This window comes from Kineococcus auxinigenes, from assembly GCF_050871525.1.
GTDB lineage: Bacteria > Actinomycetota > Actinomycetes > Actinomycetales > Kineococcaceae > Kineococcus.
Genome location: NZ_JBKBCT010000001.1, coordinates 68,283 through 92,821 on the forward strand (window position 1 = coordinate 68,283; position 24,539 = coordinate 92,821).

A 24,539-nucleotide genomic window follows, 5' to 3' on the forward strand; every position below is an offset into this window, starting at 1 on the left:
GCGGGGGCGCGCTCGCTCCCGGGGTCGGGCAGTGCGACGGCCCCGCCTCGGCGAGGCACCGCGCCGCTGCGTTCAGTAGTGTCGCCGGACACGGTCGAGGACCGGGTGCGGACGGGGGTGGGCGTGGTGGCGGACGTCCTGGCGTGCACGAGGTGACGGGTGCCGAGGGGCTGCTGCCCGCGGACGAGCAGGCGCGACTGGCCGAGTGCGTCCGGGAGCCGATCCACGTCCCGGGAGCGGTGCAGCCCCACGGCGTCCTGCTGGCCGCCGACCCGGCCACCCTCGAGGTGGTCCAGGTCAGCGCCAACTGCAGGCAGCTGCTCGGTGCGGAGGTGCACGAGGTCCTGGGGCGCCCGCTCGAGGCCGCTCTCGGGACGGGGTGCACGCGGCGGTTGCGCACCGCTCTCGCCGCGTCCGACGACGCCGCGGTGCCGGCGCTGCGCGCCAAGGTCGGCGGTCTCCCCGTCGACGTGAGCGCCCACGCCTCCGGGGACCTCCTGGTCGTCGAGGTCGAGCCCGCCGGCGCCGTCTCCCCGGCTCGTCTCCTGGCCGACCTGCACGCCGCCACGGGTCGGCTCCTGCGCAGCGGGACGATCGAGGAGGTGCGCACGGCGACGGCGCAGGAGGTCCGCCGCCTCACCGGCTTCGACCGGGTGATGGTGTACCACTTCCACCCCGACGGGCACGGCGAAGTGGTGGCCGAGGACCGCGTCGACGAGGTCGAGCCGTACCTGGGCCTGCACTACCCGGCTTCCGACATCCCCGCCCAGGCGCGCCGCCTGTACCTGCTGCAGCAGTCGAGGCACATCGTCCTCGGCGCCGACGGACCGGCTCCGCTGCTGCGCCTGGCCGGCACCGCCGGTGGCCACGACACGGCCCCCCTGGACCTGAGCCACGCCCACCTGCGTGCCGTCTCCCCGCACCACGTGCAGTTCATGCGCAACATGGGGATCGCCGCCAGCATGTCGCTGCCCCTGGTCCACGACGGCGAGCTCGTCGGGATGGTCTCCTGCGGGGACCGCCGGGCCCGGCACGTCCCGCACCCCCTGCGCCAGGCCTGCGAGGTCCTCGCCCAGCAGCTCACCTCCCGGCTCACCGCGCTGCACGAGACCCGGCAGCTGAGCCGGCGCCTGGAGGTCCAGCACGTCCGCACGCGCCTGGTGGAGCAGATGGTCGGGGCCGAGGACGTCTCCGACGGCCTGACCCGCGGGGAGGTCACCCTGCTGGACCTCGTCCCCGCGCACGGCGCCGTCGTCTCCCTGGAGGAGGAGCTCGTCCAGGTGGGTGAGACGCCGCCCCCGGCCGAGGTGCTGGCGGTGGTGGAGCGGCTGCGCAGCACCGAGGAGGGGGACTTCCCCCTCGTCAGCGACGCGCTGGCCCTGGAGCGGCCCGACCTCGCGGGACTGCTGCCGTCGGTGGCCGGGGTGGTGTTCGTGCCCTTCGGGGGCGACCGCGACTACCTCCTCTGGTTCCGCCCCGAAGTGGTGCAGACGCTGGACTGGCTGGGGGAGCAGTCGCTGCAGAACCGGGACACGCCCCTCTCGCCGCGCAACTCCTTCTCGTCGTGGCGCCAGAGCGTCTCCGGCCGGTGCCTGCCCTGGGACCCGGTGGAGGTCGCCGAGGCGTGCGAACTGCGGCGCGACATCGACGCGGTGCTGCTGCGCCGTGCCGAGAGCCGGCTGGCCCACCTCGGGATGCACGACGCCCTGACGGGCCTGCCCAACCGGCGCCTGCTCATGGACCGGCTCGGGCACGCCCTGGACCGCCACCACCGGGGAACGGCCGTGGCGCTGCTGTTCATCGACCTGGACCGGTTCAAACTCGTGAACGACTCCTTCGGCCACGACGTGGGCGACGCCCTGCTGCTGCACGCGGCGCACCGCATCAAGCGCGCCGCCCGGGCCAGCGACACCGTCGCCCGGCTGGGCGGCGACGAGTTCATGGTCCTGTGCGAGGACACCGACGCCGGGGCCGCCGGCGTCCTCGCGCAGCGCATCGTCGACGCGTTCCAGGAGCCGGTCGAGATGGAGGGGCGGGAACTGCGCATCACCGCCTCCATCGGGGTGACCACCGCCCAGGAGCACCACCGCCCGGCGGACCTGCTGCGCGAGGCGGACACCGCGATGTACCTCGCGAAGCAGGAGGGCCGCAACAGGGCCTCCCGGTTCGAGGCGGGCCTGCGCTACCAGGCCCTGCGCCACCTGGACACCGAGCAGGCGCTGCGCCGGGGGCTGGGACGAGGCGAGCTGGAACTGCACTACCAGCCGATCGTCGACGTCCCCACCGGTGAATTGCGCGGTGTCGAGGCGCTGCTGCGCTGGGACCGGCCCGGCGTCGGGCACGTCCCGCCGGACGAGTTCATCCCCCTGGCCGAGGAGACCGGCTTCATCGTGCCGCTGGGCGAGTGGGTCCTCGACGAGGCCCTGCGCCAGCTGAGCACCTGGAGGAGCCGGGGCCACCTGCCGCCCGGTTTCCGCATGGCGGTCAACCTCTCCCCGCAGCAGCTCGGCAGCCCGACCCTCGTCGCCGCGGTCCAGCGCTCCATCGAGCGCAACGGCACCGCACCTTCGGAACTGAGCCTGGAGATCACCGAGACGACGCTGATGTCGGAGCGCTCGAGCATGAGCGAGGCGGTCGAGGCGCTGAGCTCCCTGGGCGTCGGCCTCTCCATCGACGACTTCGGCACCGGTTACTCATCCCTGGCCTACCTGCGCTACCTCCCCGTCCAGCAGCTGAAGGTGGACCGCTCCTTCGTCAGCGGCGCGGCACCGGGCTCGCGCGACGTCGCCCTCGTCGCGGCCGTGTGCGGGCTCGCGCAGGAGTTCGGGATGACCTGCGTCGCGGAAGGGGTCGAGCGGGCGGAGGAACTCGCGATGCTCGCCGAGATCGGGTGCGACTCCGCGCAGGGGTTCCACATCGGCCGGCCCGAACCCGCCGAGGCCCTCGCCGCCCGCTGGCGATCGCTCGCCGCGGACGGCGTGGACCTGCGACCGCGGTAGCGCGCGGGCCCGGCGCGCCACCGGCTCGTCGTCAGCCCGCCGGCCCCTCGAACGCCGGGGTGCCGTCGGCGTTCCAGGACAACCGCTGCACGCGCGCGTGCCGGTTCGGGTCGTACAGCGGGTCCTCGCCCTGGAACCCCGGGTAGTCGCGCGCGTGGAAGACGAACAGGTCGGTCACCCCGTCCTCGGCCACCGTGAAGGAGTTGTGGCCCGGGCCGTACCGGTCCACCTCCGCGCGGGTGGTGAACACCGGCTCAGGGGTCTTGCGCCAGGAGGCGGCGTCGAGCAGGTCGGCGTCCTCGTCGGCGGTCAGCAGGCCCACGCAGTACCGCTCGTCGGTGGCGCTGGCGGAGAACGCCACGAAGACGCGGCCGTTGCGCACCAGCACCGCCGGACCCTCGTTGACCGCGAACCCCTGCACCTCCCACGGCAGGGTCGGCGTGGCGATCCGCACCGGTTCACCACCCAGGGCGGTCGGGGAGGCCATCGGGGCGATGTACAGGCTGGAGTTCACGTCGATGCCGGGTTCGCGCTGCGCCCACAGGTAGTAGCGGCGACCGCGGTGCTCGAACGTCGTGGCGTCGAGCTTGAACGAGCCGAACGGGGTGGGGACCTCCTGCGGCTCGCCCCAGCCGGCGGGGTCGCGCGGGTCGGCCAGCGAGGACTCGATGACGTACATGCGCATGGCGAAGACGTCGTCGGAGTCGCCGGCCGCGAAGTACGCGTACCAGCGGCCGTCGATGCGGTGCAGCTCCGGCGCCCACACGTGCCCGCCCGTCGGCCCGCTCGCGGGGCGGCGCCACACGACCGTCTCGGGGGCCGTGCGCAGCCCGGCGATCGTGGACGACCCGCGCACCACGACGCGGTCGTACTCCGGCACCGAGCCGGTGAAGTAGTACGTCCCGTCCACCGGCGGGGTGATGAACGGGTCGGCGCGCTGCTCCACCAGCGGGTCGGGGGTCGGTGCGCCGTGCAGCCGGTCGTCGGTCAACGGTCCTCCATCGCAGTCGGGGTTCCGCAGGTTAGTGGGGTCCCGCTCAGCGGGGTCCGGCGTCCCCGCCGAGCCGGCGGAACCGCTCGCGCACCTCGCCCGCGCCGGCACCGGCGCGCAGCAGGCAGGCCAGCAGCACCCGCGCCTGCCCGGCCCGCAGCTCTCCCGAGGGGACCGCGCCCGCCGCGGCGAGGTCGTGCCCGCCCCCGCCGCCGCCGTACCCGGCGCTCACCGGGCCGCCGGGCACGCGGGTCGTCACGACCACGGCGACACCCGCTCGGGTGCAGCGGCGCACCGCCTCCACCACGTCCGCGCTGGCGTTGCCCGAGCCCAGCGCCTGCAGCACGACGCCGCGCGCCCCCGCGGCGAGCGCGGCGTCCACCAGCACCCCGTCGGCCCCCGGGTGCACGGCCACCACGTCCACCCGCGGCCACGGCGCGTCCGTCCAGGGCAGCGGTCCCACGCGCGGCAGGGGCGCGGCGGGGGAGGAGAACGCGTCCAGGTCCGTGGTGTGTCGCTTGCCCAGCCCCACCGCCCGGTGCACCCGGCCGCCGAAGGCGACGAGCACGCCGCGCCCGCGCGCGGCCGGGTCCAGCGCGGTGCGCGCGGCCAGGGCGACGTTGGCGGGACCGTCCGGCGCGGGGTCGTCGGCGGTGCGCTGCGCCCCGGTCAGCACCACGGGCCGGGCGTCGTCGTGGTGCAGGTCGAGCAGGAGCGCCGTCTCCTCCATCGAGTCCGTGCCGTGCAGGACCACCACCGCCGCCACCGCGGGGTCCGCCAGGGCGCTCGCGGCGGCTGCGCGCACCCGCGCCGCGTCGGCCAGCGTCAGGCTGGAGGAGTCAGCGTGCAGCACCTCCACCGCCCGGACCCGCACCCCCGGGGCCGCGCCGGCCACCAGGTCCGCCGCCCCCAGCGACGGGGTGCTCACCCCGTGCTCGTCGCGGGTGCTGGCGATCGTGCCGCCCGTGGTCAGCACGGCCAGGACGGGGGCACGGGGAGGTGTTTCGGGCACGGGCCCAGGATGGCGTGCGGGGCCGCCCGGCCGGGGTGCGGGGCGCCGGGGCCGGTGGGAGGCTCGCGCGCATGAGCAACCTCAGCGACGACGACATCACCACGACCCCGCTCGGCGCCGGTGGCGGCGGCGACGCGGACTCCGGCGACAGCGACGCCACGCAGGTCGACCCCTCCGGCTCGGACGCGGCGGGCGTGGACCCCGCCGGCGGTGAGGGCGGCGACGCCGACTCCGGCGACAGCGACTCCACCCAGGCCGACCCCTCCGGCTCCGACCCGGCCGGTTCCGACCCCGCCGGGAGCTGACGTGACGCTGGCTCCCTCCCGTCCCGGCGCCGCTCCCACCACGGGGGCGGCGCCGGGCGCGTCGGCGCTGCAGCGGTGCTTCGGTGCGGCGGCCGGCGCGATCGCCACCGAGCACTGGAACACCCGCCCGCTGCTGGTGCGCGCCGCCGAGCGCTCCGGGCAGGGCGGCCGCGCCGACTTCGACGACCTGCTGTCCACCGCGGACGTCGACGAGCTGCTGGGCCCGCGCGCGCTGCGCACCCCGTTCTTCACGATGGTCAAGGACGGCGTCGGCCTGCCGCGCAGCGCCTTCACCCGCAGCGCCGTCGCCGGCAACCAGCAGCTGAGCGACCTGCCCGACAGCGACGGGATCGCCCGTTCCTTCGCCGACGGCGCCACGATCGTGCTGCAGGCGCTGCACCGCACCTGGCCGCCGCTGGCGACGTTCTGCGCCGACCTGGCCGCCGAGCTGGGTCACCAGTGCCAGGTGAACGTCTACGTCACCCCGCCGGGCGCGCAGGGCTTCAAGCCCCACCACGACACCCACGACGTGGTCGTGCTGCAGGTCGACGGCCGCAAGCACTGGACGATCCACCCGCCGGCGGTGGAGCTGCCGCTGAAGTCGCAGCCGTCGAAGGCCCTGGGGCCGGACCCGGTCGGCGGGCGCGCCCCGGTGATCGACACCGTGCTGGAACCCGGCGACGCGCTGTACCTGCCGCGCGGCTGGCTGCACTCGGCCCGCACCACCGAGGAGCGCTCCGTCCACCTGACGGTGGGGCTGCTGGCCACCACGTGGGCGGACGTCCTCGCCGACGCCGTCGCCTCCGCCGGCCGCGACGACGTGGCGCTGCGCCGCGCCCTGCCGCTGCCCGGTCAGGACCTCGAGCTCGGGGAGTTCCGGGCGGCGGCGGCGCGCTGGCTGGAGGGCCTGGACGAGGCGGCCGTGCGCCGGCTCGTCCAGCGCCGCCGCGAGCGCGCCGTGCCCGCCGAGCCGGTGGGGGCGCTGGCGCAGGACGCCACCGCCCGGGCGCTCACCGCCGGCACGCGCCTGCGACCGCGCCGCGGGCTGACGACGCGCCTGGCCGACGCCGGCGAGCGCGTCGAGCTGGTCCTGCCCGACCGGCGCGTGGCCTTCCCCGGCTGGGTGCGCCCGGCCCTGGAGCAGGTGCTGGCCTCGGCGACCACGTCCGCCGGTGAGCTCGCGGCCGCGGCGACCGGGGTGGCCGAGGACGACGCGCTCGTGGTGCTGCGCCGCCTGCTGCGCGAGAACGTCCTGCTGCCCGCGGGGCCGGCCTGAGCACTGTCGGGTCCGCTGCCGCCGCCGCCGGCGAGCGGTTCTCCTGCGCCGCGCGGGCGCAGGGGGACCGCGACCAGCTGCTGGGCACCGCCACGCCGGTGCGCGGCTACCTGCTCGTGGAGGAGCCGGGACCGTGGGGTCCGGGCGCGGTGCCGGCGTCCCGGCTGGGGGAGGGCACCACGGCCCGGTTGCGCGAGGCGGCCGCCGCCCTGGGCGTGAAGCTGCTGCTGGTGCGCCGCCCCGACGCTGCCGGCCGCGACCCCGGTGGTCCGCGGCGGCTGTTCCTGGCCGACTGCCGCCGCGGCCGCACCCGGCTGCGCACGCGCCTGGCACCGCCCGACGGCCTGGCGGACGCCGTCGCCGTGGACGACGGCGTCCGCCAGGACGACGGCTGGCAGGACGCGGCCGGGCCGCTGCTGCTGGTGTGCACGCACGGGCGCAAGGACTGGTGCTGCGCCGTGCGGGGCCGTCCCGTGGTCGCCGCGCTCGCCGCCCTGGACGCGGACGCGGTGTGGGAGTGCTCGCACCTGGGCGGGGACCGCTTCGCCGCCACCGCGCTGTCCCTGCCCGGCGGCGCGGTGCACGGGCACCTCGGGCCCGGTGACGCCCCCGCGCTGCTGGCCGCCGTGCGCTCCGGCCGCGTGCTGCCGCAGCGGCTGCGCGGCCGGTGCGGCGACGCGGGGGTCGTGCAGGCCGCCGAGGGCCACGCGCGCCTGGTGCTGGGGGAGGACCGCCTGGACGCGTTCACACCGCTGCACGCCGGTCGCCTGCCGGAAGGGCCGGACGGACGGGTTCGCTGGCGGGTCCGCTTCGACGCGCACGGCCTGCTGGAGGTGGACCTGGCCGAGGGGCAGGCGCCGGCGCACCGGCTGACGTGCTCGGCCGGCACCGCCCAGCGGGCGCGCACCTGGGATCTCTTGGGGCTGCGCCGCTGACGGCCGTCACCGGCCGTCAGCGGCGCGTACCGGTCACTCGCCCTTCAGGCGCCCGGCGATCGTCACGACGCGGGTGGCCAGGTGGTCCAGCGCGTTCAGCTGCGCCTCGCCCAGCGGGGTGTCGTTGTTCGCCCCGGTGACGTGGGAGACGCCGTAGGGGTTGCCGTCGACGAACTTCAGCGGGTCGGTGTACCCGGGGGCCACGACGAGGCCGCCGAAGTGGTGGATCGTGTTGTAGAGCGCCAGCAGGGTGGACTCCTGCCCGCCGTGGGCGGTCTGGCTGGCGGTGAACCCGGCGTACACCTTGTCCGCCAGCAGGCCCTGTGCCCACTGGGGCCCCAGGGAGTCGATGAACGTCTTCAGCTGCCCGGCGATGTTGCCGTAGCGGGTGGGGGAGCCGAACAGGACGGCGTCGGCCCACACGACGTCCTCGGCCGTCGCGGCGGGTTCCGTGGCGTTCGCGCCGTGCTCGGCCTGCGCCTCGCTGGTGGCGCGCTCACCGCCGGTGGTCTGGCGCGCGACCTGCCGCAGCCGCACCTCCGCGCCGGCGCGCTCGCCGGCCTCGGCGGCGCGCTGGGCCATGGACCGCACGGTGCCGGTGGCCGAGTAGTAGACGATGGCGAGCTTCACGCTCACGGCGTTCCCCCTCCGAGTCGTTGAACCGGCAACCAGCCGGTGGGATCAACGTAGCCCCGCGCGCACCGGGCGTCGAGACGGGCGGGTGCCCCCAGCGGGGCCACCCGCCCGCCACCGCGGCTCAGGCCGGTCCGGCGCCCAGGACGACCTCGAACTCCAGCAGGCTGGCGCCGGTGGCCACCGGCTTCGCCCGCTCCCCGGCGTGCGCCTCCTTCGCGCCACCGCCCGCCCACGCCTGGAACGCCTCCTCGGTCTCCCACTTCGTGTACACGAAGTAGCGGGACTCCCCGGCCACCGGGCGCAGCAGCTCGAACCCCAGGAAGCCCGCGGTGCCCTCGACCGCGCCCATCCGGTGCGCGAAGCGGCGTTCCAGCTCCGGCCCCCCGCCCTCGGGGACCTCGATCGCGTTGATCTTCACCACAGCCATGCCGTCAGCCTGCCACGCGGTCCGCGGTCCGCGGTGCGGGTCGGCGGCCGGTCAGCGCAGCGGGAACCGGTGCAGGCCGGGGACGCGCGCGGTACCGGCCGGCACGGCCCCCTCGCCGGACCAGCCGACGGTGACGCCGCGCGCCACCGCGCCCAGCAGGTGGGCCTCGCCGGGGCAGACGCCCAGCTGCGAGGGGGTGGGCAGGGTGAAGGCGATGCCGACGCGCGCGGTGTCGCTGTCCAGGCGGGTCATCCCGAAGACCTCGGAGACCGCCAGGTGGGTGCGCTCGGTGAGCACCGGGACGCTGCGCACCCGGGGCAGCAGTTGCCCGCGGCAGCGCACCACCAGGTCCACGCGGGTCCCCGCGGTCTCCACCAGCGACGTCGTGGGCACCTCGCACTCGGCGGACCACCCGGCGTCGGCGGGGTCGCAGGACGGGATCCCCCCGTAGGCGTCGAAACCGGCGAGGTCCACGGTGACGAGCCCGTACCCGCACAGCGCGGCGCTGCGGCCCCGCCAGCAGTCGTCCGACCACGGCCTGCTCTGCGCCGGGCCGACGGTCTCGACGGTGGCGCGCTCCACGTGCAGGCCGGGAACCGGTGCCGCTGCGGCGGAGCCGGTGCCGGTGGACCACAGCGCTGCTGCGCTCAGCAGCGCGACGGCGGCGGTGGCGCTGCGTCGGACGGTGCGCTTCACGGTGTTCCCCCCTCGAACGGCCGAACCCCCCGGCTGGCCGTCACCCATGGTGCACGGTGAGTCACCAACAGGGAGGGGGTTCGCCGGAAGTCCCGCCGAACGGGTGACGGGCACCACCGTCGGTGACGAGGTGCCGGACGACGTGGGCGCCGGAGCGCGGCGGCCGGGCGGATCCCCTCCGCCCGCCCGGCCACCCGCGCACCCGGCCGCGCCCCTCAGTCGGCGATCGCCGCCACGGGGGGCGTGCGCGCCGCGCGCCGCGCCGGCAGCACCGAGGCCAGCACCCCGGCCAGCGCGGCGACCACCACGATCCCGGCGATCCGCGCCCACGGCACGTCGAGGACCACCGGGCCCTCGGCGGCGAGCGCCGACGCGGTGCCCGCCAGGCCGTACGCCGTGCCCAGCGCGACGCCCAGCACCCCGGCCACGCCGGCCACCAGCAGCGCCTCCCAGGCCAGCAGCGCCCTCAGCTGCCCGCGGGTCAGGCCGAGCGCGCGCAGCAGGCCCGACTCCTGGCGCCGCTCCACCACCGACAGCGCCAGGGTGTTGCCCACGCCGATCAGCGCGATGACGACTGCCACGCCCAGCAGGCCGGTGACGATGAGCAGCATCGTCGTCAGCACCTGGTCGAAGGACTCGCGCACCGCCACCACGCCGCTGACGTCGCTGCTGGGCAGGGCCGCGGTGACGACCTCGGTGATCGCGTCGACCGCCGCACCCTGCTCGTCGGCGTCCAGCGCGTCGTCCAGCCGCACCCACGCGCCGCGCACCGCCGCGGCGGGGTCGGCGCGGCGCAGGTCGGCGGCGGTCATCAGCGAGCCCTGCTCGGAGTCGGGCGCCACGACGACCCGCAGGTCGACGGGTGTGCCGCCCTCGCCGGCCACGGTCACCGCGTCGCCGTCGGCCAGGCCGAGGACCTCCGCGCCGTACCCGGAGACCACCAGCTCCCCGGGTGCCGGCACGGGCGCGCGCTGCTGCGAGCGCACCACCTGCGCCGCCTGCGCCGGGTCCACCCCCGCCACGCCCGTCGTGTCGCCGTCGTCGAGGGAGACCTCCCCCTCCAGCACCGGCACCGCGCCCGCCACCCCCGACACCTGGCCCAGCTGGTCCAGCAGCGCGTCGTCCACCGGCTCGTCCCAGGAGGAGACGACCACGTCGGTGGGGTAGCCGGCCTCCAGCAGGTCCCCGGCCGTGGCCCGCGTGGAGGAGGCGCCGACCACCATCGCCGTGGTGAGGGTGACGCCGATGAGCAGCGCCGTGGCCGTGGCCGCGGTGCGGCGCGGGTTGCGAACCGCGTTGCCCGCGGCCAGCCGCGCCGGCACGCCGCCGCCGCGCACGAGGCGGCCGGCCAGACCGACGACCGCCGGGACCACCCGCTGCGCGAGCAGGACCACGCCCACGAAGCTGACCGCCCCCGCCAGCACCGCCGGCTCCAGCTGACCCGCCGAGGAGAACAGCACCAGCGCGGCCGCCGAGGGGACCGTCAGCAGCAGGCCGGCGACCAGGCGGACCGCACCGCCGCGCGAGCGCACCGGGACGGCGGCCAGCGGGCGCAGCGCCGCCAGGGGGGCGACGCGGGTCGCCGCGCGCGCCGGCGCCAGCGCCGAGAGCACCGTGACGACGGTGCCCAGCACCACACCGGTCACCAGCGGCAGCACCGGCACGACGAGGGTGCCCAGCGGGATCGGCGAGTCCGCGTCGGCGGCCACGGCCGAGACCACCGCGGCCAGCCCCACCCCGGCGCCCGCGCCGGCCAGCGAGGCGAGCAGGCCGACGGCCGCCGCCTCCAGCAGCACCCCGCGCGCCGCCTGGCCGCGGGTGGCGCCCACGCAGCGCAGCAGCGCCAGTTCACGGGTGCGCTGCGCCAGCAGCACCGCGAAGGTGTTGGCGATGACGAGGCCGGCCACCAGGACGGCCACCGCGCCGAACACCAGCAGCACCGCGGTCAGCGCCGCCGCGTCACCGGTGAACGCCGAGGCCACGTCCCCGGCGGCCTCCTCGCCGGTGCGCACGACCAGCTCTCCCGTCGCGGCGGCCGGCACCGCGGCGGCGACCCGGTCGGTCAGCTCCCCGGCGTCCGCTCCGGGCGCGGCCGCCACCCGCAGGCGCGCGGGGTCCTGCGCGCCCCAGGCGCGCAGCTGCTCGTCGGTGGCGAACACGCGCCCGTACAGGCCCGCGGTCGGGTCGCCCGCCAGGTCCACCAGGCCGACGACCCGCACCTCGGAGGTGACCGCCTCGGTGCCGTCCTCACCGGTCCACCGGGTCACCTCGAGCACGTCGCCCACCGCGGCGTCGAGGCGGTCGCTGACGGCGACCTCGCCGGGCGCCTGCGGCAGCCGGCCGGCGCTGGTGCGTTCCCAGCGCAGCGGTCCGGGCGCCGTGACCGCCTGGGCCTGCGCGTAGGAGGAGCCGGTGCGCCCGGGCAGCAGCACCTGCACGCCCGTCTCGCGGTCGGCCGAGACCTGCGCCAGGCCCGGCAGGGCCCGCACCTGCTCCTCGGCGGCGCCCAGCGCCGCACCGCCGGCCGCGGGGTCGGCGTCCTCCGGTGCGGTCACGACCGCGGCGCTGGCGACGAACGGGGCGCCCACGGCCTTGAGCAGGCTCGCGCTCGCGGAGGAGTTCAGCACCAGGGTCGCCACGACGAACGCGACCGCGATGACGACGGCCAGGCAGGAGGCGAGCACCCGCCCGCCGTGGGCGCGCAGCTGCGCCAGGGTCGTCCTCAGCACGGCTCAGGCCCCCAGGGTGCGCAGGGCGTCGAGGACGTCGTCGGGCGAGGGGGCGGTCAGCCCGCCCGCCAGGCGCCCGTCGGCCAGCAGCACGACGCGGTCGGCGTAGCTCGCCGCGACCGGGTCGTGGGTGACCATGACGACGGTCTGCCCGAACTCGCGCACGGCCGAGCGCAGCAGCCCCAGAACCTCCGCACCGGCGCGCGAGTCGAGGTTCCCGGTGGGTTCGTCCGCGAACACCACGTCGGGGCGCGGCAGCAGCGCGCGGCCCACGGCGACGCGCTGCTGCTGTCCACCTGAGAGCTCAGACGGCTTGTGCCGCAACCGGTCCGTCAACCCCAGCCGCTCGACGACCTCGTCGTACCAGGCGCGGTCGGCAGAGCGTCCCGCCAGCTGCAGCGGCAGGACGAGGTTCTCCCCGGCCGTCAGGACGGGCAGCAGGTTGAAGGACTGGAAGACGAAACCCACGCGGTCGCGCCGCAGCCGCGTCAGGTCCGCGTCGCGCAGCGCGGTGAGTTCCGTCTCGCCCAGGAACACCTGCCCGGCGGTGGCCGTGTCCAGGCCGGCCAGGCAGTGCATCAGGGTGGACTTGCCCGAGCCCGACGGGCCCATGATGGCGGTGAACTCCCCGCGGGAGAACTCCACGTCCACGCCCGCCAGGGCGTGCACGACGGCGTCGCCGCGTCCGTACGTCTTGCGCAACCCGGCGGCGCGCACGGCCGGGGCCGAGGCGTGCACGACCTCCGGCGAACGGGTGGGGCGGGGTGTGGGCACGGGGTTTCTCCTCGCGGGTGCAGCGGCCGCCGGCACCGCCGGCGTCGAACCCCTCGACCGTAGGGAGCCCGCACCCCGCACCGCGTCGGGCGCGGAGGTGATCTCCGGCCCGCCGCGCCCTCGCCCCACCGGTGGAGGCGCCGCCCGCACGTCATCCCCGGGTCGTACGCGCATGGCCGCCCCGGTGGGAGCGCTCCCGCGCGGCGGCCTCAGCGGGCGTCGCGCAGCACGTCCCCCGGGTGCACCATCCCGGCGGTGTAGGCGAGCACGACGGCCTGCACCCGGTCGCGCGAGCCGGTCTTGGCCAGCACCCGGCCCACGTGCGTCTTCACCGTCGCTTCGGAGACGACGAACCGCGCGGCGATCTCGGAGTTCGTCAGCCCGTGCGCCATGCACTCCAGCACCTCCCGCTCGCGCGGGGTGAGGTCGGCCGGCAGCTCCCTGGGCGCCGCGGCGGTCGCCGCCCCCTGGCGCAGCAGCGGGCCCACGTGCTGCAGCAGCCGGCGCGTGGAGCTGGCTGCGATGACCGCGTCACCGGCGTGCACGGTGCGCACCGCGGCGAGCATCTCCTCCGGCGGGGCGTCCTTGAGCAGGAACCCGCTGGCGCCGGCACCGATCGCGGCCACCACGTACTCGTCCAGGTCGAACGTGGTGAGCACCACGACCCTCGGCGGCTCGGTGCCCTCCGGCCGCGGCGCCGACGTGATGCGGCGCGTGGCCTCGATGCCGTCGACGCCGGGCATGCGCACGTCCATGAGCACCACGTCGCACGGCGTGGTCTCCACCAGCCGCAGCGCGGCGAGCCCGTCGGAGGCCTCCCCGACCACCTCCAGGTCGGGCTGGGAGTCGATGACCATGCGGAAACCCGCGCGGACGAGCTGCTGGTCGTCGACGAGGGCGACGCGGACGGTGGGCACGGTTGCTCGGCCTCCAGTGCGGGGTTCGGGTGGTTCTCGCGGGTTCAGGACGCGTAGGGCAGCGTCGCACGCACGCTGAACCCGCCGCCGGGCCGTGGCCCGCTGACCACCGCGCCGCCGTGCAGGCGGGCGCGCTCGGCCATCCCGACCAGGCCCTGCCCGCCGCTGCTGGGTTCCACCAGCGCCGAGGCTCCGCGGCCGTCGTCGTCCACGCCCAGGCGCAGCGCGTCGGGGTCCCAGCGCACCTCCACCCGCGCCCGGGCGGCGGGGCCGGCGTGCTTGAGGACGTTCGTCAGCGACTCCTGCACGATCCGGTAGGCGGCCAGCCCGATCGCCGGCGGCACCTCGCGCGGCTCGCCGGTGACCTCCAGGGCCACGTCCAGCCCGCTGGCGCGCACCTGCTCCACCAGGTCGGCCACCCGCGCCGCGTCCGGCTGTGGCGCGCGCTCGTCGCCGGGGCCCTGGCGCAGCACGCCCAGGAGGTTGCGCATGTCGGCCAGGGCCTGGCGGCCGGTCGCCGAGATCGTGCCCAGGACCTCCTGGGCGGCAGCCGGGTTCGCCGCCGCGGCGTAGCGCCCCCCGTCGGCCTGGGCGATGATCACCGACAGGGAGTGCGCGACGACGTCGTGCATCTCGCGGGCGATGCGCTGGCGCTCGGCGGTGGCGGCCAGGCGCGACTCGTTCTCCCGCTCGTTCTCCAGCAGCCGGGCCCGCTCCAGCAGGGCCTGCTCGTTTCGGCGCGAGGCGCGCCGCAACCGGCCCAGCAGCCAGGTGGCCACGACGAGCACGGCGATGAACAGCGCGGCGGCCACGGCGTTCAGCAGGTCCACCGAGGGGAGCACGTAGCGGGCCGGCGCCACCAGCGCGCCGAACAGCCCCAGCAGCAGGCCGCCGCGCGAGGCCCACGGCGCGGCGTACGCGGCCAGGGAGTACAGGGCGATGAGCACCGCGACGTTGGCCACCTGCGGGTCGGCCGCGAGCACCGGCTGCAGCAGGCCGCCGGCGGCCACGAGCCCGCCGCTGAGCTCCGGGCGCACGCGCCGCAGGGCGAGCGGCAGGCACATCAGCGCGCTGACCAGGACGGCACCACCGCCGGTGGCGGTGGCCGTGGCCACGCAGACGAAGGTCAGGGCCAGCGCGCCCAGCACGTCGAGGAGCAGCACGTGGACGCGGGGCCAGGCCACGAGCCTGTCGAACACGTTCTGCTTCTGCACCGCACGAGCGTAGGCGGGGCCCGGCCACCGGGTCGTCAACCCGTGGGCGCACCCTCGGCGTCCCCCCGCGGGCGGAGACGGCCGTCCGGCTGCTGAGACGTCGGTCCCGCATGGTGGACGCGCCGGCCGGGTGCTCCGATAACCTCCCCGGCATGGCGGACACCCTGCGGCTCGCGGTCATCCCCGGCGACGGCATCGGCCAGGAGGTGACGGCCGAGGCGCTGAAGGTCCTCGGGGCCGTCCTCGACGGCTCCGGCGCGACGGTCGACACCACCGAGTACGACCTCGGCGCCCGCCTGTACCACCGCACCGGCGAGACGCTGCCGGACTCCGTCCTGGAGGAGGTGCGCGGCCACGACGCGATCCTGCTCGGCGCCGTCGGCGACCCCGGCGTGCCCAGCGGTGTGCTGGAGCGCGGACTGCTGCTGAAGCTGCGCTTCGCCCTCGACCACTACGTCAACCTGCGCCCCTCGCGGCTCTACCCCGGCGTGCCCACGCCGCTGGCAGAGCCCGGCGAGGTGGACTTCGTCGTCGTGCGCGAGGGCACCGAGGGCCCCTACGTCGGCAACGGCGGCGCCCTGCGGGTGGGCACCCCCCACGAGATCGCCACCGAGGTCAGCGTCAACACCGCGTTCGGCGTCGAGCGCGTCGTGCGCGACGCCTTCGCCCGCGCCGCCGCCCGCCCCCGCAAGAAGCTCACCCTCGTGCACAAGCACAACGTCCTCGTGCACGCCGGGCACCTGTGGCGGCGCACCGTCGAAGCCGTGGGCGCCGAGTTCGGCGACGTGTCGGTCGACTACCTGCACGTGGACGCCGCGACGATCTTCCTCGTCACCGACCCCGCCCGCTTCGACGTGATCGTCACCGACAACCTCTTCGGCGACATCCTCACCGACCTCGCCGCCGCCGTCACCGGCGGCATCGGGCTGGCCGCCTCCGGCAACGTCAACCCCGACCGCACCGCCCCCAGCATGTTCGAGCCCGTCCACGGCTCCGCCCCCGACATCGCCGGCCAGCAGCTCGCCGACCCCACCGCCGCCGTCCTCAGCGTCGCCCTGCTGCTGGAGCACCTGGGCCTGGACGCCGCCGCCGCCCGCGTCGAGGCCGCCGTCGCCACCGACCTGGCCCGCCGCGCCTCCGGCGAGGTCACCGGCCCGCGCAGCACCGCCGCCGTCGGCGACGCGCTCGCGGCGCTCGCCGCCGGCTGAACCACCGGCCCCCGGCGCGCCCGCCGGGAGTACCGTCGTCCGCACCGATCCACCGCCCGCCTTCTGCGAGGAGCCCCCGTGAGCACCACCGCCACCGAGACCCCGACGAGCTTCCCCGTTCAGGGCTCGGCCACCGTGGTGAGCCCCGAGCGCCGCGCGGAGATCCTGGCGGCCCCCGGGTTCGGCAAGCACTTCACCGACCACATGGCCACCGCCACCTGGACGAGGGGCACCGGCTGGCACGACGCCGCGATCGTGCCCTACGGCCCCCTGCAGCTGGACCCCGCCGCGGCCGTCCTGCACTACGCGCAGGAGGTCTTCGAGGGCATGAAGGTCTACCGGCACGCCGACGGTTCCGTCTGGTCGTTCCGCCCGGAGGCCAACGCCGCCCGCCTGGCCCGCTCCGCGCGCCGGATGGCGCTGCCCGAGGTGCCCGAGCAGATGTTCCTCGAGGCCATCACCTCCCTGGTGCGCGCCGACGAGGCGTGGGTCCCCAGCGGCGGGGAGTCCTCCCTGTACCTGCGCCCGTTCATGGTGGCCACCGAGGCGTTCCTCGGCGTCCGCTCCGCGCACGAGGTGAAGTTCCTCGTCATCGCCTCCCCGGCCGGGAACTACTTCACCGGCGGCGTGAAGCCCGTCTCCATCTGGCTGTCGCAGGACTACACCCGCGCCGCCTTCGGCGGCACCGGCTCGGCCAAGTGCGGCGGCAACTACGCCGCCAGCCTGGCCGCCCAGGACGAGGCGCACGCCAACGGCTGCGACCAGGTCTGCTTCCTGGACGCCACCGAGCGCCGCTACGTCGAGGAGCTCGGCGGGATGAACCTCTTCTTCGTCCACGACGACGGCACGATCGTCACGCCCGAGCTGACCGGGACCATCCTGGAGGGGATCACCCGCGCCTCGATCCTGGAACTGGCGAAGGACCTCGGCCACGGGGTCGCCGAGCGCCGCGTCAGCATCGACGAGTGGCGCGAGGGCGTCGCCTCCGGCCGCATCACCGAGGTGTTCGCCTGCGGCACCGCCGCCGTGGTCACCCCCGTCGGCAAGCTGGTCTCGCGCGACGGCGAGCTCGTGCACGGCACCGGCGGACCCGGCGAGGTCACCTCCACGATCCGCGAGAAGCTGCTCGACCTGCAGTACGGCCGCGCGCAGGACACCCGCGGCTGGACGACCCGCCTGGTCTGAGCGCACGCCGCGTTGAGGGGACCTTCGTCCCCTCAACGCGGCGCCGGGGCGGCCGATCCACCTGGTGTGATCTCCTCCCTCCGCGACCTGCGCGTCGCCACGAAGCTGTTCGCCGGTTTCGGCGTCGTCTGCCTGCTGCTCGCCGCGATCGTCGGTGTGGGCATCGCCAAGCTGGGGACTTCCCAGCAGACGCTCGGCACCATGGCGAACAGCGGCCTGACGTCCGTGAAGACGATCGAGCGGGTCCAGAGCGCTGCGCTGCAGCTGCGCCTGGACCTGGCGAACCTCGTCATGGTGACCGGTGAGGACCAGGTCGCCGCCGTGCTGGAGAAGATCTCCGCTGACGACGCGGTCTTCGACGAGGCGTGGGCGGCGTACCGGGCGAGCGGCCCGGCCGCCAGCGCCGCCGACCAGGAGTCGTACGAAGCGCTCATCGCGGAGTACCGGCAGATGCGCGAGCCGCTGTTCGACCTCGCCCGGGCCGGCGACAGCGAGGGCTTCATCGCGCTGCGCGCCGAGACCACGATGCCCCTGTTCAAGGAGATGGACGCCGCGCGGGACGCGCTCGCCGAGACGGAGGCGCAGGCGGCGCAGGACATCGCGGCCCAGGGTTCCTCGGACTACCACGCTGCCGTGGTGCTGTTCCTCGTCGTGGGTGCCGCGGCGGTGGTGCTCGCGGTGCTGATCGCCGTGGTCATCGCCCGCTCCGTGGCTCGCCCCCTGGCCCGCACCCTGGACGTGGTCCAGGGCCTGGCCGCCGGCCGCCTGGACCAGCGGGTCGGCTACGAGTGCGCCGACGAGGTCGGCCGCCTGGCCGGCGCGGTGGACGCCACCATGGACACCCTCACCGCCACGATGCGCCGCATCGGCGGGGCGTCGCAGACGCTGGCCGCCTCCAGCGAAGAGCTGTCCGCGGTGGCCACCCAGCTGTCCTCCGGCGCGACCCAGTCCGGTTCGCAGTCGCAGGTCGTCTCCGCCGCGACCGAGGAGATCTCCGCCTCCATCGGCACCGTCGCCGCCGCCGGCGAGCAGATGACCGCGGCGATCCGCGAGATCTCCAACTCCACCGCCGAGGCGTCCTCCGTCGCCTCCGCCGCGGTGACCTCCGCCGCCGACGCCTCGGCGATCCTGGACCGGCTGTCCGCCTCCTCCCGCGAGATCGGTGAGGTCGTCAAGCTCATCACCTCCATCGCCGAGCAGACGAACCTGCTGGCGCTGAACGCCACCATCGAAGCGGCCCGGGCCGGGGAGATGGGCAAGGGCTTCGCCGTGGTCGCCGGCGAGGTCAAGGAACTGGCCCAGCAGACCGCCCGGGCCACCGAGGAGATCGTCGGCCGGGTCAACGCCACCCAGACGGACGCCTCGGCCGCGGCGGGGGCGATCGGGCAGATCACCGAGGTCATCGCGCGCATCGACGCGCTGCAGGCCACCATCGCCGCCGCGGTGGAGGAGCAGTCCGCCACCACCTCGGAGATGGTCCGCAACGTGGGCGAGGTCTCCACCGGCAGCCAGGAGATCGCGGTGAACATCTCCGGCATCGCCGCAGCGGCCGAGCAGACCACGGCGGGGGCGGGGCAGACCGCCGCCACGGCCGGCGAGGTCTCCCGCGCCGCCGCCGAGCTCAACGAGCTGGTGGCCACCTTCACCCTGCCGCGCGGCTGAACCCCGCCACCCGGCCCCCGCCGCCCGGCCCACCCCTCCCGCCGGGGAGGCGGCGGGCCGGGCGGCGGCGCGCTCACTAGGGTGACCGCATGCGCATCGCCAGGTTCTCCTCCGCCGGTTCCGACCCGCGCTACGGCGTGGTGGAGGGCGCACCGGGGGAGGAGGAGATCCTCGTCGTCTCCGGCGACCCGCTGTTCACGCCGCTGAACCCCACCGGCGAGCGGGTGCCGCTGGCCGACGCCCGGCTGCTGGCCCCCGTCATCCCCCGCAGCAAGGTCCTGGGCGTCGGGCGCAACTACGCCGCCCACGCCGCCGAGCTGGGCAACGAGGTGCCCGAGGAGCCGCTGGTGTTCACCGTGCCGAACACCTCGGTGGCCGGCCCCGGTGACCCGCTGCCGATCCCGGCGTGGGCGGGGGAGGAGCTGCACTACGAGGGCGAGCTGGCCGTGGTGATCCGCCGGCTGTGCAAGGACGTCCCGCGCGATCGGGTCGGCGAGGTGGTCTACGGCTACACCGTCGCCAACGACGTCACCGCCCGCAGCCTGCAGGGCCCGGACAAGCAGTGGTGGCGCGCCAAGGGCGCCGACGGCTTCACGCCGCTGGGCCCGTGGATCGAGACGGACCTGGACCCCTCCGACGTGCGGATCGTGACCCGCCTGGCCACCGGGCCCGGCGAGGAGGGCGAGGTCGTCCAGGACGGCCGGACCTCGCTCATGGTCCACGACGTCCCCTCGATCATCGCCCACGTCTCCCGGGCGATGACCCTGCTGCCGGGCGACGTCATCCTCACCGGCACGCCCGCCGGCGTCGGTCCCGTGCGCGCGGACCAGCGCGTCGACGTCGAGGTCGAGGGCATCGGCACCCTGTCCACGCCGTTCACGGCCCCCCGGGACTGAGCGGCCGGGCTGGACCGCGGGACGGAGCGGGACGGCGGGCCGGGCCCGCAATAGGCTGGCGGGGCCATGACTGAGACCGCTCCCGCCCCCGCCGTCCCGGCGCCCGGCTCCTCCGCCGTCCGCGTCCGCTTCTGCCCCTCCCCGACGGGCACCCCGCACGTCGGGCTCATCCGCACGGCCCTGTTCAACTGGGCCCACGCCCGCCACACCGGCGGCACGTTCGTCTTCCGCATCGAGGACACCGACGCCGCCCGCGACAGCGAGGAGAGCTACGCGCAGATCCTCGACGCGCTGCGCTGGCTGGGCCTGGACTGGGACGAGGGCGTCGACGTCGGCGGGCCGCACGAGCCGTACCGGCAGAGCCTGCGCCGCGGGATCTACGACGACGTCGTGCAGCGTCTGCTGGCGGCCGGGCACCTGTACGAGTCGTACTCGACGGCCGAGGAGATCGAGGCGCGCCACGAGGCCGCCGGGCGCTCCAAGGTGCTGGGCTACGACAACCACGACCGCGAGCTGACCGCGGAGCAGGTCGCCGCGTTCCGGGCCGAGGGCCGGCAGCCCACGCTGCGGCTGCGGGTGCCGCAGGACCGCGACTACTCCTTCGACGACCTCGTGCGCGGGCGCATCGAGTTCAAGGCGGGCTCCTTCCCCGACCCCGTCCTGGTGCGCGCGAACGGCGAACCGCTCTACACGCTGGTCAACCCCGTGGACGACGCCCTCATGGGCATCACGCACGTGCTGCGCGGGGAGGACCTGCTCAGCTCCACCGCCCGGCAGATCGCCCTGTACGAGGCGCTCATCGACATCGGCGTGGCGAGCGCCGTCCCGCGCTTCGGGCACCTGCCGTACGTGATGGGCGAGGGCAACAAGAAGCTGTCCAAGCGCGACCCCGAGTCGAACCTGTTCCACCACCGCGAGCGGGGTTTCACCCGCGAGGGGCTGCTGAACTACCTGGCGCTGCTGGGGTGGGGCATCGCCGAGGACCGCGACGTCTTCACCCTGGAGGAGATGGTCCAGGCCTTCGACGTCGCCGACGTCAACGCCTCCCCGGCCCGCTTCGACGTGGCCAAGGCGGAGGCGATCAACGCGCAGCACCTTCGGATGTTGGCGCCGGAGGACTTCCGTGAGCGCCTGGTGCCCTACCTGCAGGCCGCCGGCGTGCTGCCCGCCGAGCCGAGCGCCGAGCAGCGCGCGCGGCTGGCCGCGGCGGCACCGCTCGTGCAGGAGCGGATGACCCTGCTCGGCCAGGCGCCGGGCATGCTGGGTTTCCTGTTCACCGCGGACGGGGACGTGGTGCTGGAGGAGGACGCCGTGGCGGCGCTGCGGCCGGAGGCGGCCGACGTGCTCGACGCCGCGCTCGCGGCGCTGGAGCCGCTGGGGGAGTGGACCACGCCGGCGATCGAGGCGGCGCTGCGCGCGGCGGTCGTGGACGGGTTGGGGATCAAGCCCAAGTTCGCCTTCGCGCCGGTGCGCACGGCCGTGACCGGCCGGCGGGTGTCCCCGCCCCTGTTCGAGTCGATGGAGATCCTCGGCCGCGAGTCCTCGCTGGCGCGGTTGCGCCGGCTGCGCGCGACGCGGGGCTGAGCCCGGCGGCCCGCCACCGGACCCGTCCTGCGGAAGGGTCCGGTGGCCGCGCCGCTCAGGTCCGGCGCGCCCGAGCCGATTTGGGGGGCGGCGCCCGGACCCGGTAGAGTCTGCGACGCGCCCGGGCGGTTCGCCGGCCGGGAAGATCACCATGGGGTATGGTGTAATTGGCAGCACGACTGATTCTGGTTCAGTTAGTCTAGGTTCGAGTCCTGGTACCCCAGCGCAGCTCCTTCCGTCAGGAAGATTCAGCTAGGGCCCCGTTGTGTAGCGGCCTAGCACGCCGCCCTCTCAAGGCGGTAGCGCGGGTTCGAATCCCGTCGGGGCTACTCCAGGAGATCACCGCTCGGTGGTCTGCCACTGGATCACACCTGTTCCTCGCGGGACGGGTGAGCTGGGGCCCCGTTGTGTAGCGGCCTAGCACGTCGCCCTCTCAAGGCGGTAGCGCGGGTTCGAATCCCGTCGGGGCTACTCCAGGAGACCCCCGGTCATCGACCGGGGGTCTTCGTCGTTCCCGGTGCCTGCCGGGTCAGCTCCCGAAGCGCACGGCGGAGTGGTGCTGCTGCGCCAGGCGGCGCAGCGCCAGCAGCACAGGCTCGTGCAGCACGGTGCCGAGCACCGCGAACTCCACCGCGTCCGCGGCGTCCCCACCCGGGACGGCGGCCACCTCGTCGCGGGCCACGTCGTCCGCGGCGCGCACGTACCGCTGCAGCGCTGCCGGGTCCACGGGCAGGCCCGCCCCCTCCAGCGCCGCCAGGGCGGCGCCCAGCTGGGTGAGGCTCGTGCAGTCGGGGTCCACCCGCCAGCCGGCGTCCGCCACGAGGGTGGCGGCCGCTTGCAGGCCCACGGCGGGCGGCTGGGTGGTGACGGGGCCCGCCAGCGCGTCGTGGGCGGTGCCGAGCGCGACCAGCAGGGGGGTGGTGTCCGCCAGGCAGGCCAGCACCTGCCGGACGCGGGCGATCGGCAGGCCGCCCACCTCGGTGAGCGCGCGCACCAGGCGCAAGCGGCGCACGTGCTCCTCGCCGTACTCCGCCCGCGTGGCGCCGGTGGCGCGCCCGGGGGGCAGCAGCCCTTCGCGCAGGTAGTACTTGATCGTGGGCACGGGTACGCCGCTCGCAGCGGCCAGGGCGGAGACGAGCATCGGGACCCCTTGACTGGATAGTGCCACTACCCAATGCTGGGTAGTGGCACTATCCAATCATTTCCGCACCCTGGAGGCACTCGTGCGCGTCCCCATCGGCCGGACCACCCACGAGCACGACGGCGAGGTCGTCGTGTTCCTCATCGGGATGCGCCTGAACTCCCCGTGGCGGGTGCGCGCGTGGCTGCCCGTCGCGGCCGCGATGCCGGCCATGCTGCGCGAGCTGGCGCAGCACCCCGGGCACGGCATGCTCGGCACCCGCAGCGGCGTCGGCTCCGGCGGACCGTTCGTGGTGCAGTACTGGCGCGACCTGGAGTCCCTGCACGCCTACGCCCGCCTCGACGGGGGGTTGCACCGCCAGGCCTGGCAGCGGTTCAACGCCCGCGCCCGCGCAGCCCGCGGGGCGGTCGGGATCTGGCACGAGACCTACGTCGTGCCCGCCGGGCACCACGAGTCCATCGGGGTGGACGTGCCGCCCGCCGGGCTCGCGGCCGCCACGCGCACCGTGCCGGTCGGCAGGGGGCGTGAGCGCGCCGCGCAGCGGATGCAGCTGCGCGAGCCGTCGGGGGCCTAGGGTCCGGGGCGTGGCCGTCATCCACCAGGCGCAGCTGGTCCCGACCAAGCTCGAGCTCGTCTCCCGCTGGCTGCCCGCGCAGCCGTGGTGCCCCGCGGGGGCGGGCGAGCCCGAGGCGGTGGGGGCCTACCGCTTCGACGACCCCGACGGGGAGGTGGGCCTGGAGGCGCACCTCGTGCGCGTCGCGGGCGTGCTCGTGCACGTCCCGCTGGCCTACCGGGGCGCCGAGCTGCCCGGGGCGGCCGAGCGGCTCGTGGGGACGATGGAGCACTCCGTGCTGGGGCGGCGCTGGGTCTACGACGCCGGTGCCGACCCCGTGCACGCCCGGGTGCTCGCCGACGTGGTGGCCGCCCGCGCGCAGCAGGCGGCGCTGGTGGACCCCGCCGGCGCCCCGCTGCCGGCCCCGCTCGTGCGGGTCGCCGCCGGCGGTCCCGCCACCGGTCCCGAGGCCGGGGCGGTCACGACGGCCGCGGTGGCCGGCGTGCGGGTGGGGGTGGTGCGCGTCCTCGACGGCACCGCCGCGGCCCCGGTGGGCGCGGGCACGCTCGTGGGCACGTGGCCCGGGCAGGAGAGCCCGGTGCTGCTCGCCTGGACCTCCTGACGCGCTCCCTCAGGCGTCCGCCGGGGCCACCTGCGCCGGCAGCTCCGCGGGCCGCAGCGCCGCGGTGAACGCCTCGGCGGTGGCGACCACGGCGTCGGCGTGCCGGCGGCCGGGGTGGCGCCCGAAGCGCTCGGCCGGGCCGGAGACGGACACCGCGGCCACCACGCGCCCGGAGGGTCCGCGCACGGGAGCGCTCACCGAGGCCAGGCCCGCCTCGCGCTCGCCGCTGGAGTGCGCCCAGCCGCGCCGGCGCACCCCCGACAGGGCGGCGGCGTCGAAGCGGGCACCCAGCAGCTCCACCGACAGCCGCTCGGGGTCGTCCCAGGCCAGCAGCACCTGCGCGGCCGATCCCGCGGCCATCGTCATGGACGCGCCCACCGGCACGGTGTCGCGCAGGCCGTGCGGGCGGTCGGCGGCGGCGATGCACACCCGGTGCTCGCCGTGGCGGCGGTACAGCTGGGCGCTCTCACCGGTGCTGTCGCGCAGGGCGCTCAGCAGCGGCCCGGCCGCGGCCACCAGCCGGTCCTCGCCGGCGGCCGCGGCCAGCTCGGCGTGCCGGTCGCCGAGCACGAACCGCCCCTGCAGGTCGCGCGCGACGAGGCGGTGGTGCTCCAGGGCGACCGCGAGCCGGTGCGCCGTGGGCCGGGCCAGCCCGGTGGCCGTCACCAGCTGCGCCAGGCTGGCCGGGCCCGCCTCCAGGGCGCTGAGCACCTGCACGGCCTTGTCGAGCACGCCGACTCCGCTACTCTTGTCCACGGAGCGATACTGGCGTCTCAA

The 24,539-nt window shown here is 75.9% G+C and carries 22 protein-coding genes and 3 tRNA genes; 14 read left to right on the top strand and 11 right to left on the bottom strand.

Annotated elements, in window-relative coordinates:
- Positions 1-152: 152 nt before the first annotated feature.
- A complete protein-coding gene (locus tag ACRYR9_RS00275; protein ID WP_432540175.1) occupies positions 153-2,999 on the top strand; it encodes a bifunctional diguanylate cyclase/phosphodiesterase in 2,847 nt (948 codons plus the stop codon).
- Positions 3,000-3,030: 31 nt separating this feature from the next.
- On the opposite strand, the gene ACRYR9_RS00280 is transcribed toward ACRYR9_RS00275, so the two are convergent.
- The gene (locus ACRYR9_RS00280; protein ID WP_432493044.1) at positions 3,031-3,990 is read right to left on the bottom strand and encodes a glycoside hydrolase family 43 protein; all 960 of its coding nucleotides are present in this window, start codon (positions 3,988-3,990) and stop codon (positions 3,031-3,033) included.
- A gap of 46 nt (positions 3,991-4,036) precedes the next feature.
- Positions 4,037-5,002 carry an asparaginase gene (locus ACRYR9_RS00285; protein WP_432493046.1) on the bottom strand — a complete coding sequence of 322 codons (966 nt, stop codon included), beginning with the start codon at positions 5,000-5,002 and terminating at the stop codon, positions 4,037-4,039.
- Between the two features lie 71 nt (positions 5,003-5,073).
- On the opposite strand from ACRYR9_RS00285, the gene ACRYR9_RS00290 reads away from it, so the two are divergent.
- The 3 genes from ACRYR9_RS00290 to ACRYR9_RS00300 all read left to right on the top strand — a co-directional run bounded on the left by ACRYR9_RS00290 (position 5,074) and on the right by ACRYR9_RS00300 (position 7,518).
- A complete protein-coding gene (locus ACRYR9_RS00290; RefSeq protein WP_432493048.1) occupies positions 5,074-5,307 on the top strand; it encodes a hypothetical protein in 234 nt (77 codons plus the stop codon).
- Position 5,308: 1 nt separating this feature from the next.
- The gene (locus tag ACRYR9_RS00295; RefSeq protein ID WP_432525985.1) at positions 5,309-6,583 is read left to right on the top strand and encodes a cupin domain-containing protein; all 1,275 of its coding nucleotides are present in this window, start codon (positions 5,309-5,311) and stop codon (positions 6,581-6,583) included.
- 98 nt (positions 6,584-6,681) lie between these two features.
- On the top strand, positions 6,682-7,518 hold the full coding sequence (locus ACRYR9_RS00300; protein WP_432498499.1) for a sucrase ferredoxin: 837 nt from the start codon (positions 6,682-6,684) through the stop codon (positions 7,516-7,518).
- A 33-nt stretch (positions 7,519-7,551) separates the two neighbouring features.
- Here the strand turns inward: ACRYR9_RS00300 and ACRYR9_RS00305 are convergent, their stop codons facing one another.
- From ACRYR9_RS00305 to ACRYR9_RS00335, 7 genes are all read right to left on the bottom strand, one after another.
- Positions 7,552-8,100 carry a flavodoxin family protein gene (locus tag ACRYR9_RS00305; protein ID WP_432498504.1) on the bottom strand — a complete coding sequence of 183 codons (549 nt, stop codon included), beginning with the start codon at positions 8,098-8,100 and terminating at the stop codon, positions 7,552-7,554.
- Positions 8,101-8,275: 175 nt separating this feature from the next.
- Positions 8,276-8,581 carry an antibiotic biosynthesis monooxygenase family protein gene (locus tag ACRYR9_RS00310; protein WP_432498496.1) on the bottom strand — a complete coding sequence of 102 codons (306 nt, stop codon included), beginning with the start codon at positions 8,579-8,581 and terminating at the stop codon, positions 8,276-8,278.
- Between the two features lie 51 nt (positions 8,582-8,632).
- The gene (locus ACRYR9_RS00315; RefSeq protein WP_432498493.1) at positions 8,633-9,277 is read right to left on the bottom strand and encodes a hypothetical protein; all 645 of its coding nucleotides are present in this window, start codon (positions 9,275-9,277) and stop codon (positions 8,633-8,635) included.
- 215 nt (positions 9,278-9,492) lie between these two features.
- Positions 9,493-12,006, bottom strand: coding sequence for an ABC transporter permease (locus ACRYR9_RS00320; protein WP_432498490.1), 2,514 nt, complete (start codon positions 12,004-12,006; stop codon positions 9,493-9,495).
- A 3-nt stretch (positions 12,007-12,009) separates the two neighbouring features.
- Positions 12,010-12,780 (bottom strand): ABC transporter ATP-binding protein, encoded by a 771-nt coding sequence (locus ACRYR9_RS00325; RefSeq protein ID WP_432498488.1) that lies wholly within the window; start codon positions 12,778-12,780, stop codon positions 12,010-12,012.
- Positions 12,781-12,989: 209 nt separating this feature from the next.
- The gene (locus tag ACRYR9_RS00330; RefSeq protein WP_432498485.1) at positions 12,990-13,697 is read right to left on the bottom strand and encodes a response regulator transcription factor; all 708 of its coding nucleotides are present in this window, start codon (positions 13,695-13,697) and stop codon (positions 12,990-12,992) included.
- Between the two features lie 44 nt (positions 13,698-13,741).
- On the bottom strand, positions 13,742-14,911 hold the full coding sequence (locus ACRYR9_RS00335; RefSeq protein ID WP_432509490.1) for a sensor histidine kinase: 1,170 nt from the start codon (positions 14,909-14,911) through the stop codon (positions 13,742-13,744).
- A gap of 152 nt (positions 14,912-15,063) precedes the next feature.
- Between ACRYR9_RS00335 and ACRYR9_RS00340 the strand changes: the two genes are divergently transcribed.
- The 8 genes from ACRYR9_RS00340 (at position 15,064) to ACRYR9_RS00375 (ending at position 21,917) form a co-directional block, all read left to right on the top strand.
- A complete protein-coding gene (locus ACRYR9_RS00340) occupies positions 15,064-16,119 on the top strand; it encodes a 3-isopropylmalate dehydrogenase (protein WP_432498481.1) in 1,056 nt (351 codons plus the stop codon).
- Between the two features lie 78 nt (positions 16,120-16,197).
- The gene (locus ACRYR9_RS00345) at positions 16,198-17,304 is read left to right on the top strand and encodes a branched-chain amino acid aminotransferase (protein WP_432498479.1); all 1,107 of its coding nucleotides are present in this window, start codon (positions 16,198-16,200) and stop codon (positions 17,302-17,304) included.
- Positions 17,305-17,370: 66 nt separating this feature from the next.
- On the top strand, positions 17,371-18,966 hold the full coding sequence (locus tag ACRYR9_RS00350) for a methyl-accepting chemotaxis protein (RefSeq protein ID WP_432498477.1): 1,596 nt from the start codon (positions 17,371-17,373) through the stop codon (positions 18,964-18,966).
- Between the two features lie 89 nt (positions 18,967-19,055).
- Complete coding sequence (locus ACRYR9_RS00355) at positions 19,056-19,862, top strand: fumarylacetoacetate hydrolase family protein (RefSeq protein ID WP_432498311.1); 807 nt, start codon at positions 19,056-19,058, stop codon at positions 19,860-19,862.
- 66 nt (positions 19,863-19,928) lie between these two features.
- The gene (gene gltX / locus ACRYR9_RS00360) at positions 19,929-21,446 is read left to right on the top strand and encodes a glutamate--tRNA ligase (RefSeq protein WP_432498313.1); all 1,518 of its coding nucleotides are present in this window, start codon (positions 19,929-19,931) and stop codon (positions 21,444-21,446) included.
- A gap of 152 nt (positions 21,447-21,598) precedes the next feature.
- Positions 21,599-21,670: transfer RNA gene (locus ACRYR9_RS00365), tRNA-Gln, on the top strand.
- A 32-nt stretch (positions 21,671-21,702) separates the two neighbouring features.
- Positions 21,703-21,775 (top strand) — tRNA-Glu (locus ACRYR9_RS00370).
- Positions 21,776-21,844: 69 nt separating this feature from the next.
- Positions 21,845-21,917: transfer RNA gene (locus tag ACRYR9_RS00375), tRNA-Glu, on the top strand.
- Between the two features lie 58 nt (positions 21,918-21,975).
- Here ACRYR9_RS00375 and ACRYR9_RS00380 read toward each other — a convergent pair.
- Positions 21,976-22,587, bottom strand: a complete 612-nt coding sequence (locus ACRYR9_RS00380; protein WP_432498315.1) for a MerR family transcriptional regulator — start codon at positions 22,585-22,587, stop codon at positions 21,976-21,978.
- Between the two features lie 82 nt (positions 22,588-22,669).
- Between ACRYR9_RS00380 and ACRYR9_RS00385 the strand changes: the two genes are divergently transcribed.
- Positions 22,670-23,161, top strand: a complete 492-nt coding sequence (locus ACRYR9_RS00385; protein WP_432498318.1) for a DUF4188 domain-containing protein — start codon at positions 22,670-22,672, stop codon at positions 23,159-23,161.
- A 10-nt stretch (positions 23,162-23,171) separates the two neighbouring features.
- A complete protein-coding gene (locus ACRYR9_RS00390) occupies positions 23,172-23,762 on the top strand; it encodes a CG0192-related protein (RefSeq protein ID WP_432498320.1) in 591 nt (196 codons plus the stop codon).
- A gap of 9 nt (positions 23,763-23,771) precedes the next feature.
- Here ACRYR9_RS00390 and ACRYR9_RS00395 read toward each other — a convergent pair whose 3' ends face one another.
- On the bottom strand, positions 23,772-24,518 hold the full coding sequence (locus tag ACRYR9_RS00395) for an IclR family transcriptional regulator (protein ID WP_432498322.1): 747 nt from the start codon (positions 24,516-24,518) through the stop codon (positions 23,772-23,774).
- Between the last annotated feature and the right edge of the window lie 21 nt (positions 24,519-24,539).

Bases quoted from the DNA above. Each gene is read 5' to 3' on its own strand.
- ACRYR9_RS00290 (WP_432493048.1), top strand. From the start codon at position 5,074: ATGAGCAACCTCAGCGACGACGACATCACCACGACCCCGCTCGGCGCC.
- ACRYR9_RS00305 (WP_432498504.1), bottom strand. From the start codon at position 8,100: ATGGCCCAGCGCGCCGCCGAGGCCGGCGAGCGCGCCGGCGCGGAGGTG.
- ACRYR9_RS00310 (WP_432498496.1), bottom strand. From the start codon at position 8,581: ATGGCTGTGGTGAAGATCAACGCGATCGAGGTCCCCGAGGGCGGGGGG.
- ACRYR9_RS00340 (WP_432498481.1), top strand. From the start codon at position 15,064: ATGGCGGACACCCTGCGGCTCGCGGTCATCCCCGGCGACGGCATCGGC.
- ACRYR9_RS00355 (WP_432498311.1), top strand. From the start codon at position 19,056: ATGCGCATCGCCAGGTTCTCCTCCGCCGGTTCCGACCCGCGCTACGGC.
- gltX (WP_432498313.1), top strand. From the start codon at position 19,929: ATGACTGAGACCGCTCCCGCCCCCGCCGTCCCGGCGCCCGGCTCCTCC.
- ACRYR9_RS00380 (WP_432498315.1), bottom strand. From the start codon at position 22,587: ATGCTCGTCTCCGCCCTGGCCGCTGCGAGCGGCGTACCCGTGCCCACG.